Annotated in this window: 11 protein-coding genes; 4 read left to right on the plus strand and 7 right to left on the minus strand. The window is 70.1% G+C overall.

All coding sequences use genetic code 11. The features are described from left to right. The first annotated feature begins 827 nt into the window (after positions 1–827). The 3 genes from gltB (at position 828) to ACFO0B_RS17620 (ending at position 8,388) form a co-directional block, all read left to right on the plus strand. Positions 828–5,480: a glutamate synthase large subunit gene (gene gltB, locus ACFO0B_RS17610; protein ID WP_378613548.1), complete on the plus strand. Its 4,653-nt coding sequence runs from the start codon at positions 828–830 to the stop codon at positions 5,478–5,480. Further along, the gene (locus ACFO0B_RS17615) at positions 5,473–6,939 is read left to right on the plus strand and encodes a glutamate synthase subunit beta (RefSeq protein WP_378613549.1); all 1,467 of its coding nucleotides are present in this window, start codon (positions 5,473–5,475) and stop codon (positions 6,937–6,939) included. Before gltB ends, ACFO0B_RS17615 begins: the two co-directional genes overlap by 8 nt. A 546-nt stretch (positions 6,940–7,485) precedes the next feature. Further along, positions 7,486–8,388, plus strand: a complete 903-nt coding sequence (locus ACFO0B_RS17620) for a cutinase family protein (protein WP_378613550.1) — start codon at positions 7,486–7,488, stop codon at positions 8,386–8,388. 173 nt (positions 8,389–8,561) lie between these two features. Here the strand turns inward: ACFO0B_RS17620 and ACFO0B_RS17625 are convergent, their stop codons facing one another. The 4 genes from ACFO0B_RS17625 to lysX form a co-directional block, all read right to left on the minus strand. Further along, positions 8,562–9,176 (minus strand): histidine phosphatase family protein, encoded by a 615-nt coding sequence (locus ACFO0B_RS17625; protein WP_378613551.1) that lies wholly within the window; start codon positions 9,174–9,176, stop codon positions 8,562–8,564. A gap of 19 nt (positions 9,177–9,195) precedes the next feature. Next, a complete protein-coding gene (locus tag ACFO0B_RS17630; RefSeq protein ID WP_378613552.1) occupies positions 9,196–9,408 on the minus strand; it encodes a hypothetical protein in 213 nt (70 codons plus the stop codon). Between the two features lie 155 nt (positions 9,409–9,563). Further along, positions 9,564–10,250: a hypothetical protein gene (locus ACFO0B_RS17635; protein ID WP_378613553.1), complete on the minus strand. Its 687-nt coding sequence runs from the start codon at positions 10,248–10,250 to the stop codon at positions 9,564–9,566. A 108-nt stretch (positions 10,251–10,358) separates the two neighbouring features. Continuing rightward, the gene (gene lysX / locus ACFO0B_RS17640; RefSeq protein WP_378613554.1) at positions 10,359–13,682 is read right to left on the minus strand and encodes a bifunctional lysylphosphatidylglycerol synthetase/lysine--tRNA ligase LysX; all 3,324 of its coding nucleotides are present in this window, start codon (positions 13,680–13,682) and stop codon (positions 10,359–10,361) included. Positions 13,683–13,834: 152 nt separating this feature from the next. Between lysX and ACFO0B_RS17645 the strand changes: the two genes are divergently transcribed. After that, complete coding sequence (locus tag ACFO0B_RS17645; protein WP_378613555.1) at positions 13,835–14,065, plus strand: RNA-binding S4 domain-containing protein; 231 nt, start codon at positions 13,835–13,837, stop codon at positions 14,063–14,065. Here ACFO0B_RS17645 and rraA read toward each other — a convergent pair. The 3 genes from rraA to ACFO0B_RS17660 are packed head-to-tail and all read right to left on the minus strand — an operon-like array spanning position 14,062 to position 15,416. Then, on the minus strand, positions 14,062–14,556 hold the full coding sequence (gene rraA, locus ACFO0B_RS17650; RefSeq protein ID WP_378613556.1) for a ribonuclease E activity regulator RraA: 495 nt from the start codon (positions 14,554–14,556) through the stop codon (positions 14,062–14,064). The genes ACFO0B_RS17645 and rraA overlap by 4 nt on opposite strands. Positions 14,557–14,574: 18 nt before the next feature. Beyond that, a complete protein-coding gene (locus ACFO0B_RS17655; RefSeq protein WP_378613557.1) occupies positions 14,575–14,961 on the minus strand; it encodes a DUF5313 family protein in 387 nt (128 codons plus the stop codon). After that, positions 14,958–15,416, minus strand: coding sequence for an SRPBCC family protein (locus ACFO0B_RS17660; RefSeq protein ID WP_378613558.1), 459 nt, complete (start codon positions 15,414–15,416; stop codon positions 14,958–14,960). Before ACFO0B_RS17660 ends, ACFO0B_RS17655 begins: the two co-directional genes overlap by 4 nt. Between the last annotated feature and the right edge of the window lie 6 nt (positions 15,417–15,422).

Below are 15,422 nucleotides of genomic sequence, written 5' to 3' on the forward strand. Positions count from 1 at the left end.
CACAGAGTGACAGCATCCGGCCGACGCTTCGAGGGGGTGCGCGGCGATGTGGTCGAGTTCACACGGAAGCCGTTGCCCCGCAGCGCCAACGGGGTGCCGGCGCTGGACCGGACGCCCGGTCTGTGGTGAACCCCACTCGACGAGTTAGCCGAAAGTGTGCCGGACTCCGCGCCGGAACAAAGATGCCGGACGGTCGGATCGCGTCACCCGCTTGTCACATCCCTGTCATATCCGTCTCAGCCAGCGCGCACCGGAGTTAGCCGCAGTGCGGCTGGTTTGTTCTCCCCTCCGCCGGGGAAATCTGTATCGACGCAGGTGGGCGCTGCTTCTTCAGTTCCGCACCCGGGTTTCGCCGCCGAAACCCGGGTGCGTCGTGTCGCTGGCACCCGGTGCCAGGGGATCGATCCGCCCGCGAGCCCTGCCTTACACTGGACAACGCGTACAAAGTGGAGGACCGCATGAAGAAGCCCAGCTAGACCCGATTTCCATTGAATCTGAGTTGGTTGGGCTTCGGACCTGACTTATCGTTTGCTCTTACGCCGGACACCGTCCGGCCTGCCGCCCCGCGCGCCGCAGCCCCGAGTCGGTGCTCAGGTAGCGGGCGGCCACCCGCACGGAGGTAGCGATCGCCCCAGCGCTTCGTTACCGCCGAGCAGCCCACACGTAACACCCTGCGGGTGGACAACTGGAGACGTGACTGCACGCCGAGACCATCAGCGCGGCTGGATTCGGAACGTACGGACGCAGTCTTGACCAGGCGTTCGAACGAGATGGCCGCTACTGCGATGGCCCCGCTCCTCGATCGCCTACTTCCTGAAGGCAGAGGCATGACGCAACTTCCCGGCCACCGGTCACCCGGACCCATCGGTCTCTATGATCCGGCGAACGAGCACGACTCCTGTGGCGTCGCGTTCGTCGTCGACATGCACGGCCGCCGCAGCCGCGACATCGTCGACAAGGCTATTACGGCTCTGTTGAATCTGGAGCACCGCGGCGCCGCGGGTGCCGAGCCGAACTCCGGCGACGGCGCAGGCATCCTGATCCAGCTTCCCGACCGCTTCTTCCGTGCCGTGGCCGGCGTCGAGTTGCCCGCCGAAGGCTCCTACGCCTCCGGTATCGCCTTCCTGCCGCAGGCCCGCCGCGAGGCGGCGCGGGCCGCGTACGGCGTGGAGAAGATCGTCAAGGAGGAGGGGCTCGAGGTCATCGGCTGGCGCGAGGTGCCGATCGACGAGAGCTCGCTCGGCGCGCTCGCGCGCGACGCCATGCCGACCTTCCGGCAGATCTTCATCGCCTCCCCGAAGAACGCCGCCGAGCAGCTCTCCGGCATGGATTTGGAGCGCAGGGCCTACGTCATCCGCAAGCGGGTCGAGCACGAGCTCGGCAAGCAGGGCGCGGGCGAGGGCGCGACCGGCAGGGAGACGGTCTACTTCCCCAGCCTGTCCGGGCAGACCTTCGTCTACAAGGGCATGTTCACCACCCCGCAGCTGCGCGCCTTCTACCTGGACCTGCAGGACGACCGGGTGGAGAGCGCGCTCGGCATCGTGCACTCCAGGTTCTCCACCAACACCTTCCCCTCCTGGCCGCTGGCGCACCCGTTCCGCCGGGTCGCGCACAACGGTGAGATCAACACCGTCACCGGCAACGAGAACTGGATGCGCGCGCGCGAGGCGCTGCTGCGCAGCGAGGTCTTCGGCATCGACCAGGCGGGCAAGAACCGGCTGGAGAAGATCTTCCCGGTCTGTACGCCGGGGGCCAGCGACACCGCCCGCTTCGACGAGGTGCTCGAGCTGCTGCACCTCGGCGGCCGCAGCCTCCCGCACGCCGTGCTGATGATGATTCCCGAGGCCTGGGAACGCAACGAGACGATGGACCCGGCCAACCGGGCCTTCTACCAGTACCACTCGATGCTGATGGAGCCGTGGGACGGCCCGGCATCGGTCTGCTTCACCGACGGCTCGGTCGTCGGCGCCGTGCTCGACCGCAACGGCCTGCGCCCCAGCCGGATCTGGGTCACCGACGACGGCCTCGTCGTGATGGCCTCCGAGGTCGGCGTGCTCGACATCGACCCGTCCAAGGTGGTCAGGAAGGTCAGGCTGCAGCCGGGCCGGATGTTCCTGGTCGACACCGCCCAGGGCCGGATCGTCGGCGACGAGGAGATCAAGGCGACGCTGGCCGCCGAGCACCCGTACCAGGAGTGGCTGGACGAGGGCGTCAAGAAGCTCTCCGACCTGCCCGACCGCCCGCACGTGCACATGTCGCACGACCGGGTGCTGATCCGGCAGCAGATCTTCGGCTACACCACCGAGGAGCTGAACCTGCTGCTCTCGCCGATGGCGAAGACCGGCGGCGAGGCGCTCGGCTCGATGGGCACCGACACCCCGATCGCGGTGCTCTCCGCCCGGCCACGGCTGCTCTTCGACTACTTCTCGCAGATCTTCGCGCAGGTCACCAACCCGCCGCTGGACGCGATCCGGGAAGAGGTCGTCACCAGCCTGAAGCGCAACCTCGGCCCCGAGGGCGACCTGCTGCACCCCAGCGTGGAGTCGTGCCGGCAGATCGCCATCGAGGGCCCGATCCTGGACAACGACGAGCTCGCCAAGCTGGTGCACATCAACGACGACGGCTCGCAGCCCGGGCTGCGCTCGGTGGTCGTGCGCGGGCTGTACCCGGTCGCCAAGGGCGGCAAGGGGCTGCGCCAGGCGATGAAGGCGATCAACACCCAGGTCTCGGCCGCGATCGAGGGCGGGGCGCGGATCATCGTGCTCTCCGACCGCGAGTCCAACGAGAAGCTGGCGCCGATCCCGTCGCTGCTGCTCACCGCCGCGGTGCACCACCACCTGGTGCGCGAGCGCACCCGCACCATGGTCGGGCTGATCGTGGAGGCCGGTGACGCCCGCGAGGTGCACCACATGGCCACCCTCGTCGGCTTCGGCGCGGGCGCGGTGAACCCGTACATGGCCTTCGAGTCGCTGGAGGACATGCTGGAGCGCGGCGCGCTCGCCATGCCCGGCAGCACCGGCGACATCAGGGCCGACTACCGCGCGGCCGTCGCCAACTACATCAAGGGCGCGGGCAAGGGCGTGCTCAAGGTGATGTCCAAGATGGGCATCTCCACCCTCGCCTCGTACAACGGCGCGCAGCTCTTCCAGGTCATCGGGTTGTCCCAGGAGCTGGTCGACGAGTACTTCACCGGGCTGCGCTCGCACCTGGACGGCATCGGCCTCGACGAGATCGCCGCCGACGTCGCCGCGCGGCACGGCGTCGCCTTCCTGGAGAACCGCAACGAGCGCGCGCACCGCGAGCTCGAGGTGGGCGGTGAGTACCAGTGGCGCCGCGAGGGCGAGTACCACCTGTTCAACCCGGACACCGTCTTCAAGCTGCAGCACGCCACCCGCAGCGGGCAGTACTCGGTCTTCAAGGAGTACACCAAGCTGGTGGACGACCAGTCCGAGCGGCTGGCCTCGCTGCGCGGGCTCTTCCAGTTCCGCACCGGCGCGCGCTCGCCGATCCCGATCGAGGAGGTCGAGCCGGCCACCGCGATCGTCAAGCGCTTCTCCACCGGCGCGATGAGCTACGGCTCCATCTCGGCCGAGGCGCACGAGACGCTTGCCATCGCCATGAACCGGCTCGGCGGCCGCTCCAACTCCGGCGAGGGCGGCGAGCACCCGGCCCGCTTCGAGGTCGAGGAGAACGGCGACTGGCGGCGCAGCGCGATCAAGCAGGTGGCCTCCGGCCGCTTCGGCGTGACCGCGCACTACCTGACCAACTGCAGCGACATCCAGATCAAGATGGCCCAGGGCGCCAAGCCGGGCGAGGGCGGCCAGCTGCCCGCGCACAAGGTGTACCCGTGGGTCGCCGAGGTGCGGCACTCGACGCCCGGCGTCGGGCTGATCTCGCCCCCGCCGCACCACGACATCTACTCCATCGAGGATCTGGCCCAGCTGATCCACGACCTGAAGAACGCGAACCCGCAGGCTCGGATTCACGTGAAACTTGTCGCCGAGCCCGGCGTCGGCACCGTCGCCGCGGGCGTCTCCAAGGCGCACGCCGACGTGGTGCTGATCTCCGGGCACGACGGCGGCACCGGCGCCTCGCCGCTCACCTCGCTCAAGCACGCGGGCGGCCCCTGGGAGCTCGGCCTGGCCGAGACCCAGCAGACGCTGCTGCTCAACGGGTTGCGCGACCGGATCGTCGTGCAGGTGGACGGTCAGATGAAGACCGGCCGCGATGTGATGATCGGCGCGCTGCTCGGCGCCGAGGAGTACGGCTTCGCGACCGCGCCGCTGGTGGTCTCCGGCTGCATCATGATGCGCGTCTGCCACCTGGACACCTGCCCGGTCGGCGTCGCCACGCAGAACCCGGTGCTGCGCGAGCGCTTCACCGGCAAGCCGGAGTTCGTCGAGAACTTCTTCCTCTTCGTCGCCGAGGAGGTGCGCGAATTGCTGGCCTCGCTCGGCTTCCGCACCCTGGACGAGGCCATCGGCCGGGTCGACCTGCTCGACACCAGCAAGGCCAAGCAGCACTGGAAGGCGAGCAAGCTCGACCTCTCGCCGATCCTGGACGACGTCGAGACGGCGTTCATGTACCAGGACCGCCGCTGCACCAAGACCCAGGATCACGGCCTGGACAAGGCGCTCGACCAGCAGCTCATCACGCAGAGCCGGGACGCGCTGGAGCGCGGCAAGGCGGTGAAGTTCGAGACCAAGATCTCCAACGTGAACCGCACCGTCGGCACCATGCTCGGCCACGAGGTGACCAAGCTCTACGGCGGCGCCGGGCTCCCCGACGACACCATCGACATCACCTTCACCGGCTCCGCGGGCAACAGCTTCGGCGCCTTCGTCCCCGCGGGCATCACGCTGCGGGTGCAGGGCGATGCCAACGACTACGTCGGCAAGGGGCTCTCCGGCGGCCACCTGGTGGTCCGGCCCTCGCCGAACGCACCGGCCGACTTCGTGGCCGCGGAGAACATCATCGCGGGCAACGTGATCCTGTTCGGCGCGACCAACGGCAAGGCGTTCATCAGCGGCGTGGTCGGCGAGCGGTTCGCGGTGCGCAACTCGGGCGCCGTCGCGGTGGTCGAGGGCGTCGGTGACCACGCCTGCGAGTACATGACCGGCGGCCGGGTGGTGATCCTCGGCGAGACCGGGCGCAACTTCGGTGCGGGCATGTCCGGCGGCGTCGCCATCGTCTACGACCCGGACGGCACCTTCGCCGCGAAGGTGAACCCGGAGCAGAGCGAGGCGGTGGAGCAGCTCTCGGGTGACGATTTCACCTGGCTGCGCGACATCATCGCCGAGCACCGCGAGCAGACCGGTTCCGTGGTGGCCGATCGCATTCTCGGCGATTGGTCGCAGCAGGTGAACCACTTCGTGAAGGTCATGCCGCGCGAATACAAGAAGGTCCTGTTGGCGATCTCCGAGGCCGAGAAGGCCGGCCGGGACGTCGACGCTGCGATTATGGAGGCCGCTCGTGGCTGACCCCCAGGGTTTTCTGAAGCACACCGCACGGGAGCTGCCCAAGCGGCGCCCGGTTCCGCTCCGGCTGATGGACTGGAAGGAGGTGTACGAGGATTTCTCGCACGACACCCTCCGCACCCAGGCCAGCCGCTGCATGGACTGCGGTATCCCGTTCTGTCACAACGGCTGTCCGCTCGGGAACCTGATTCCCGACTGGAACGACCTCGTCTACAAGGACAACTGGCGCGACGCCATCGACCGGCTGCACGCCACGAACAACTTCCCGGAGTTCACCGGGCGGCTGTGCCCGGCGCCGTGCGAGGCCTCCTGCGTGCTCGGGATCAACCAGGACCCGGTGACCATCAAGCAGGTCGAGGTCGAGATCATCGAGAACGCCTTCGACGAGGGCTGGGTCGCCCCGGTGTACCCGACCCGGCTCACCGGCAAGAAGATCGCCGTGGTCGGCTCCGGCCCGGCGGGCATGGCCGCCGCGCAGCAGCTGACCCGGGCGGGCCACACCGTCACGGTGTTCGAGCGCGCCGACCGCATCGGCGGGCTGCTCCGCTACGGCATCCCGGAATTCAAGATGGAGAAGCGCTTCATCGACCGCCGGATGGCGCAGATGGAGGCCGAGGGCACCATCTTCCGGACCGGCGTGAACGTCGGCGTCGACATCACCGCCGACGAGCTGCGCGAGCGGTTCGACGCCGTCGTCCTCTCCGGCGGCGCCACCCAGGCCCGCGACCTGCCGATCCCCGGCCGCGAGCTGGCCGGCATCCACCAGGCCATGGAGTTCCTGCCCTGGGCCAACCGGGTTCAGCTCGGCGACGACGTCACCGACGAGCGCGGCCTCCCGCCGATCAACGCGCGGGACAAGAAGGTCGTCATCATCGGCGGCGGCGACACCGGCGCCGACTGCCTCGGCACCTCGCACCGCCAGGGCGCCGCCTCGGTGCACCAGTTCGAGATCATGCCGCGCCCGCCGGAGGAGCGCGCCGGCTCCACCCCGTGGCCGACCTACCCGCTCATGTACCGGGTCTCCTCGGCCCACGAGGAGGGCGGCGAGCGGGTCTTCTCGGTGAACACCGAGCGCTTCGTCGGCGCCGACGGTACCGTCACCGGGCTGCAGGCGCACGAGGTGAAGATGGTCAACGGCCGCTTCGAGAAGGTCGACGGCACCGAGTTCACCCTCGAGGCCGACCTGGTGCTGCTCGCCATGGGCTTCGTCGGCCCGGACAAGGGCGGGCTCCTCACCGATCTCGGCGTCGGCTACGACCAGCGCGGCAACGTCCAGCGCGACAAGGGCTGGGCCACCAACGTCCCCGGCGTCTTCGTCGCCGGCGACATGGGCCGCGGCCAGTCGCTGATCGTCTGGGCCATCGCCGAGGGCCGCGCGGCCGCCGCCGCCGTCGACCGCTACCTGGAGGGCGAGACCGCGCTGCCCGCGCCCATCACCCCCACCATGGTCGCCCAGCGCTGACCTCGATTTTCCCCGGCAGGGGGAAGGCGGGCGCCTGTGGACAACGGAGTCCACAGGCGCCTTTCGCGTCTCCGGGACCGGGCGGGTCGATGCCGATGGGGAGATATGGCGTTGGAACAGCAAGCGTGCCACCGGAATCGTGTTGACCGACCTCGGGGATCAGGTGTGGTTTGCGGGCGGAACTTCTACGACGTCGAGATCGGTGATCGTGCGACCGTCGAATACGTTGTAGCTCAACAGGAATCGCACAGTTTGCGGAGCTGCCCATGCGAGTCGGGACCGCGGCCCTGCACTCGCCGGACCAGCGGGCGGCCGGAGTATCGAGGTAATCGGACAAGTCCGGGGTTCGGATGGCGTTGTCTCGGCGGTACCTCTATTGTGGTCGGCGGTGTGCCGGTGATCTTGGGATGGGGTCCGGTGGCAACGACCCCGGGGTGAGAACTGTTCACCCGCCGTGCACAGGCTTGAAACGCGTCGAGTACAGCATCGAGGCGGCAACTTGTCGGGCTCGCTCCTGCGGGGGCAACGGTTTGGAACTGGAGCGGAATGCAGTTGAAGAAGGTCGTCGCGGCTCTCGGTGCGTCCGCGGCACTCGTTTCCGGCATGGTGCTCGGCGGCACCGGGACCGCGGTCGCGGATCCCGGCTGCCCCAGCCTGTACGTGGTCGCGATCCCCGGCACCTGGGAGACGGGGCGCGACAAGGAGCCGGGGCCGGGGATGCTGGCCGGGGTCACCAACAACCTGCCGCGCTCGGCGAAGGTGGACTACGTCACCTACTCCGCCACCGCGTTCCCGTGGGAGGGCGAGGTTTACGGCAACTCCAAGAAGGAGGCCGTGAACGCCGCTCGCGGGCTGATCGGCGATATGGCGCGGGCCTGCGGGGCCACCCAGATCGCGCTGGTCGGCTACAGCCAGGGCGCGGACGCGGCCGGTGATCTGGCCGCCGATATCGGCACCGGGCTCGGCGTGGTCCCGCCGGAACGCATCGCGGGCGTCGGGCTCATCTCCGACCCGCGCCGCTCCCCGACCGACGTGCAGGTCGGCCCGGTGGCGGGCGGCGCCGGGGCGGGCGGGCCCCGGGTCGGCGGCTTCGGCTGGATCAGCGACCGCACCCGCACCATCTGCGCGGTGGACGACCTCTACTGCGCCACCGCGACCGACGACTTCATCACCCGCTTCGCCGGCTTCCTCGCCATGAGCTCGGAGGCCAACGTCGCCAACATGGGCCGCTACCAGCAGGAAGCCGGCTCCATCATCAACGACCTGATGGCGCACGGCGGCGTGCCGACGCTGCAGGGCCAGCTCAGCGAGTCGGCCAACGAGCAGCGGGTGAAGGATCTGGAGCGGTTCTACAGCTCGCAGGCGCACACCCTGTACGGCAGCTACCGGGTGGACGGCGGCAAGAGCGCGGTCCGCTGGATGCACGACTGGATCGCGGGCATGGCCTGACGGTTCGGTAACCACGACGAAGGCCATCGCCCGATTCGGGCGGTGGCCTTCGTCGTACTCGGCTCAGAGCGTCGAGCCGGTGGGTGGGAGGAACTGCCGGAACCGATCCGGCGCCCGATGGTCGTCGCGGTGGTCGTTGCGACGCGACGCGGCCGGCAGTCTGCTGTGCGGGGTCAGGACTCCAGGTTGCGCGGCAGCAGATCCCAGACGTGCGCGTTCTCGTTCACCGTCGCGACGGTTCGATCGCCGTTGCGCGAGTACAGGATCCGGGTGATCGAGCAGTAGTCGATCGGGAAGGTCAGCGGGCGGGGCAGCCCGAGCACATCCTGCAGCGTCACGTTCACCACGCCGCCGTGCGCGAAGGCGAGCACGGTGTCGGCGGGGTCGGCGGCCTTCACCAGATCGGTGACGACCGCCGCGACCCTTGCCGCGAAGGCGGGGCCGTCGATCTGCTCCGGCAGGTGGCCCGCCTTGATCCGGTCGTAGGCGGCGCGGAACTCGGTCTTCGCGTCTTCGATCGGGATGTAGGCGGGCAGGTCGCGGTCGTACTCGGCGAGGTCGTCGCAGACCTCGACCGCCAGCCCGAGCGCGGCCGCCGCGGGCGCCGCCGTCTCCAGGGCGCGCCGCTGTGGGCTGCTCACGATCCGGGTGATCCGCCGGTGGTGCCGCAGCGCCTCCGGCACCCGCGCGGCCTGGTCGGTCCCGAGCGGGGCCAGTTCCGGGTCGGCGGGGGCCTGCGAGCCCACGATGCGGACCGGCTGGGCATGGCGGACGAAGATGAGCTGCACCCGTCCACCGTATCCGGCGCTACTGCTGCTTCTTGCGCTTGGTGAGCAGGTAGATGCCGACCACGATGAGCACGACGACGAGCAGGCAGCAGATGCCGCCGAAGATCAGGCCGCCGCCGCGGGACTTCTTCTTCTTGGCCGCCTCGTAGTCGATGACCGAGGTCAGGACGTCCGGGCTGGCCCAGATGTGCGGGTCGAGCAGCGGGGCCTGGGTGAGCAGGTCGAGATACATGGTGTTCCCCTCGTCGGCGGGTTCGGCCTCCTCCCGGAGCCGAATATCAAGGCTAGCCGCCGGGTTTGCCCGCGGGTGCGGTTCCGGCCCGGTGGCCTGCTTCAAGATCGCGCTCGGAGCGCGTGGCGTTTACGCGGGGGCGTGCTTTTCTTCGCTCAGTGCGGGGGCCATTGGCCGCCGGGGCGGCCGCGGTCCTGGGTGTTCGGTTGCACCGGGGCGCCGTAGCTCGGCTGGGAGCCGTAGGCGGGCTGGGCACCGGGGCCGGTGCCGTAACCCGGTTGGCCGCCGTAGTTCGGCTGCGCGCCGGGTAGCGTGCCATAACCCGGCTGCGAGCCGTAACTCTGCTGGGCGCCGGGTGCGGTGCCGTAACCCGGCTGTGAGTCGTAGCTCGGCTGGGCGCCGGGTGCGGTGCCGTAACCCGGCTGCGAGCCGTAGTTCGGCTGGGCACCGTAGGCGGGTTGGGCACTCGGGCCGGTGCCGTAACCCGGCGCGGCTCCGTACCCCTGTTGCGGGCCGTACCCGGGCTGTCCACCGCCGGGTCCGCCGGCGAACCCGTGCTGCGCGCCGTGACCCGGTTGGACGCCATGGCCCACCTGCCCCCCGGCCCCCGGCGGGTTCGAGGTTCCCGACTTCCGACTGCGCAGCACCAACCCGATGACGATCGCCGCGACCAGCCCGAGGCAGACGAGCCCGACGGCGAACGCCCCGATCCCCCCGCCTCCGCTCCCGCGGCTTCCCCCGCGCTTGCGCGCCTCGAGCGCGTCGGCGAGCAGGACCGGATCTGGTCGAGCGGACAGCAGCGGATCGAGCAACCCCGATGTGACGAGCAGGCCGACAGGCACGACGAATTTCCCTCCGAGATGTGAGCGGCGTCCTCCCTGGCGCCGAATGTCGAACCCTAACAGGGTGATTCGGCCTTCACCGCCCCCAGTTCGGGGGGCAGGACGCGGTCAGCGCGGCTTGACCAGCGGGAAGGGCAGCGTCTCCCGAATGCTGCGGCCGGTGATCAGCATGACGATCCGGTCGACGCCCATGCCGAGCCCGCCGGTCGGCGGCATGGCGTGCTCCAGCGCCTGCAGGAAGTCCTCGTCCAGCTCCATGGCCTCCGGGTCGCCGTTGGCGGCGAGCAGCGACTGCTCGGTGAGCCGCTGCCGCTGGTCGATCGGGTCGGTGAGCTCGCTGTAGGCGGTGCCGAGCTCGACGCCCCACGCCACCAGGTCCCAGCGCTCGGCGACGCCGGCGATGCTGCGGTGCGACCGGGTGAGCGGGGAGACCGAGGTGGGGAAGTCGCAGTAGAAGGTGGGGCGCTCGGTGCGCGACTCCACCAGGTGCTCGTACATCTCCAGCACGATCTGCCCGGCGTCCCAGTTGTGCTGGAACGGGATGTCGGCGGCATCGCAGAGCTCGCGCAGCCTGGTCACCCCGGTCGCGGGCGTGATGTCGGTGCCGAGCGCCTCGGAGACCGCGCCGTGCACCGTCTTCACGGTCCACTCGCCGGAGATGTCGACCTCGGAGTACCCGCCGCCGTCGGTGGGGCGCAGCGCCACCTCGGCGCCGTTGGCGGCGACCGCGGCCTCCTGGATCAGGCGCCGGCAGAGGTGCATCATGCGCTGGTAGTCGCTGTGCGCCTCGTAGGCCTCCAGGATGGTGAACTCGGGGTTGTGGCTGAAGTCGACGCCCTCGTTGCGGAAGGTACGGCCCAGTTCGAAGACCTTCTCCATGCCGCCGACGCAGAGCCGCTTGAGGTACAGCTCGGGCGCGATGCGCAGGTAGAGGTCGAGGTCGTAGGCGTTGATGTGGGTGCGGAACGGGGTGGCGTTGGCGCCGCCGTGCACCTGCTGCAGGATCGGCGTCTCCACCTCGAGGAAGCCGGCGCCGTGCAGGGAGTCGCGCAGCGAGTGCAGCACCGCGCTGCGCTTGGCCATCACCTCGCGGGTGTCGGCGTTGATCGCCATGTCCACGTAGCGCTGGCGGACCTTGGCCTCGGGGTCGGCGAGCCCCTTCCACTTGTCCGGCAGCGGGTGCAGGCACTTGCCGAGCATCCGCCAGTCGGCCGCGAGCAGCGAGAGCTCCTCGCGCCTGCTGACCCCGAGCTGGCCGCTCACCTCGATCAGGTCGCCGAGGTCGAAGTACTCGGTGAACTCGGCGCTGCGCTCGGCCCCGACCCGGTCGCGGTCGATGAGCAGCTGAATCTCGCCGGACCAGTCGCGCAGCAGCGCGAAGATCACCCCGCCGTAGTCACGAATCCGCAGCAGCCGCCCGCAGACCCGGACCGTCGTGCCGCGCGGGGTGCGGCGCGCGGCCGCGATGCTGTGCGTCGGCGGGTAGGCGACCGGGTACGCCTCGATGCCCTGGTCGGCGAGTTTGCGGAGCTTCTCCAGCCGCACCCGGACCTGCTCGGGGCGCCGGGAGCGGACCTCATTGTCCTCGTCCTCCGGCCAGTCCGGTGCGCTGCCGTCGGCGTGCAGCCCGGCGACGCTCGCAGGCACGGCGCTGTGCAGCCCGGTGTGCACGGCGGTGTCGCTCTCCGCGCCGAAGCGGGGCAGGAAGCCCTCGGCGAGCGCGCTGGCCAGCGCGACCCGCGGCAGCTGCCTGCGCTCCTCGAAGAGGAAGAAGCGCGGCACCCAGGTCGGCTGGTACTTCACGTTCGAGCGGTACAGCGCCTCGAGCTGCCACCAGCGGGAGAAGAAGAGCAGCACGCCGCGCCACATCCGCAGCACCGGCCCCGCGCCGATCCGGCCGCCCTCCTCGAAGACCGAGCGGAACACCGCGAAGTTCAGCGAGACCCGGGTGATCCCGTACTGCTCGGAGTTCAGCGCGAGCTGCGAGATCATCAGCTCCATCACGCCGTTCGGCGCGCCCGGGTCGCGGCGCATGAGCTCCAGCGAGGCGCCGGTGCGGCCCCAGGGGACGAGGGAGAGCATGCCGAGCACCCGCTCCTGCGGGTTGACCGCCTCGACCAGCAGGCAGTCGGCGTCCTGCGGGTCGCCGAGCCGGCCTAGCGCCATGGAGAAGCCGCGCTCCTCCGCGGTGTCCCGCCAGGCGTCGGCGCGCGCGGTGATGCTCTCGAAATCCCGCGCCGGAATGTCGCCGTGCCGCCGGATGCGCACCGTGACGCCCTGCTTGCGCAGCCGGTTGGCGGCCTGGCGCACCTGCTTGAGCTCCGGCCCGGCCAGCGAGAAGGAGCGGGTGTCCAGGATCGCCTCGTCGCCGAGGCGGAGCGCGGCGAGCCCGGCCCGCCGGTACGCGGTGGCCCCCGGTTCGCTGGCGCCCATCACCGCGGGCGCCCAGCCGAAGCGATCGGCCAGCCGCAGCCACTCGTCGATCGCCTGCGGCCAGGATTCGCGCCTGCCGATGGGGTCGCCGCTGGCCAGGCAGGTGCCGAGCTCGACGCGGTAGGTGATGGCCGCCTTGCCGTTCGGCGCGAAGACGACGGCCTTGTCCCGCCTGGTGGCGAAGTAGCCGAGCGAATCCTCGATGTCGGAGTGCGCGAGCAGGCCGCGGATCGCCGACTCGTCCACGCCGGTCATGGCGTTGGCGGCGCGCTGCGAGCGCAGCAGCACCAGCACCGCGGCGAGCAGCGCGAGCGCGCCGAAGAGCCCGAGCAGGAAGTTCACGAAGGGGTGCGGGTGCCCGTCGAAGTGTTCGTTGTCGGCGAGCACCGCCGCGGTGACCCGGTACAGCGACCAGCCGGGGCGCTGCCAGCCACCGGGCAGCGAACCGGGGAAGAGTTCGAGCAGCCCCCAGCCGACCAGGAACCCGAGCGTCAGCCCGCCGAGCAGCACGCCGAGCGCCTTCAACCCCGCGCCGCGCCTGACCCGGGTGTAGAACTCGCCCCACGAGGCCAGTAGCACGCCGATCACCGCCAGGTGCAGCACCATGGCCACCAGCGCGTTGACATCGCCCTGCGTGGTGAAGGTGACGACATTGATGATCGTGTACAGCGCCAGGTAACCGACCAGCAACCACCAGGCGATGCGCTTGCGGCTGGCCAGCGCACCGGCGAGCAGCCCGACCAGCAGCGCCCACATGAGGTTGGTGTCGGGCGCGTCGAAGTAGTAGTCGTCGATGTACCGGCGCGGGGCCGCGGTGATCCAGCGCAGGGTCGGCGAGAGACTCCACAGGAAGATCAGCACGGCGAAGACGCCGAGCACGGTCGCTGCGATGTGCGGAACCTCGCGCAGCCTGCCGTGGCCGCGGTGCGGAACCGGCGGTGTCGGCCGATCCGGTGGTAGCTCGGTGTCGGCGTGTGGAGCGGCCTGCGTGGAAGTCACCGGACCAGTGTGCGTGCCGATCGGGCGGAATGCCGCGCCTTTCGCCCGCCGCGTGTCCGACCGTTCGCCGGATGGTAACTGAATCGGAACGCCGCGCTCAGCTGCCCGGCCCGGTGCCCCACCCGTTCCGACGGGGGAGTATGCATAGTGGCATGGCGGATACAGTCGACGTCCCGATTCAGGACGAGGCCATCAAACTCGGCCAATTCCTCAAGCTCGCCGATCTCATCGAGTCCGGCGCCGAGGCCAAGACGGTGATCGCGGCGGGGCTCGTCCGGGTGAACGACGAGGTCGAGACGCGCCGCGGCAGGCAGCTCGAGGTCGGTGACACCGTCGCCCTCGCGGGCAGGCAGGTCCGGGTGACCGCGCCCCGCCGCCGCTAGTCCTCGGCGCGCACCACGACGCCGTCGTGGTCGCTGTAGAGCACCTCGCCGGGCACGAAGGTGACGCCGCCGAACTCCACCGGCACGTCCTTCTCGCCGGACCCGGTCTGGGTGCTCTTGCGCGGGTTGGTGCCGAGCGCCTTCACGCCGATGTCGAGGGTGCGCAGGATCGCGGAGTCGCGGACGGCGCCGTTCACGATCACCCCGGCCCAGCCGTTGTCGACGCCGCGCCCGGCGATGATGTCGCCGACCAGGGCGGTGTGCACGCTCGCACCGCCGTCCACCACCAGCACCCTGCCCGCGCCCGGCTCACTCAGGGTCTGCTTGACCAGCAGGTTGTCCTGGAAGCAGCGGATGGTGGTGATCCGCCCGGAGAACGCGGCCCTGCCACCGAACTGCGTGAACTGGGTATCGCAGCTGCGGATCTCGGGGCCGATCTCGTCGGCCAGGTCGGCGGTCGCAACGGAATCGACGTTCGAAGTATCGGTCACGCCCCCGATTGTGCCCGCTCACCCGGTGTGACCGGCGCCTCCCCGGCCGTGTCTGCGCTCGTACTCGGCGCGCTCGGCGGCACCCCTGGCGCGGGTCTCGGCGTCGGCGAGCGCGGGGTCGAGGCCGTGCTGGACCAGCCGGTGCCGCCGGTAGACGTACATCAGCGCGACGGTGAAGTAGACGAGCGGGATGTAGAGCAGCGCCATCATGGCGGCGCCCATCCAGAGCGGGCCGGGCAGCAGCAGGAAGAGCAGCAGCGGCGGAATCACCGGAATCAGGATGCGCAGCAGGTACCTGCGGGTGGCGCCGGGGCCGGTGAGGTCGCGCAGCACCCAGTCCGACATCGAGGCGGGGAGGGTGCGGCCGAACAGGTAGCCGAGGCGCTGGGTGAGCGAGGGCGTCACGGCTCGCGGGTCAGGTGGAAGGCGGCGATCTGCGCGACGAGGTTGTCGGTGGTGTGCTTCACCGCGAGCTTGACGAAGGGCTCGATGGTGCGGCCGAGCGCCTTCCCGGCGAGCCCGCCGGGCACCCGGTACTCCACGATGGCGTCGATGGTGCAGAGCGCGGCGCCCTTCGGGTGGAAGACGAAGGTGGAGGCGATCTCGAAGCCCTTGATCGAGGTCACCTCGATGAGGGCGTTCTCGGTCCAGCGGGTCACCTCGACCCGGGAGGTCAGCGCGACCGGGCCGAGCTTCATCCTGCCGTCGAAGACCGCGCCGAGCCCCTCGTCCTTCGCGCCGACCGGCGTGAAGGACTCGAGGCCGTGCAGGATGGTCGGCAGATTCCGGTAGTCGTTCACGTAGGCGAAGGCGGATTCGGCCGACGCCACGCAGTCCTCCACGATCGTCACCACGGTCACGCCGCC

Origin of the sequence: Nocardia jiangsuensis (assembly GCF_042650385.1) — a bacterium.
Taxonomy (GTDB): domain Bacteria; phylum Actinomycetota; class Actinomycetes; order Mycobacteriales; family Mycobacteriaceae; genus Nocardia; species Nocardia jiangsuensis.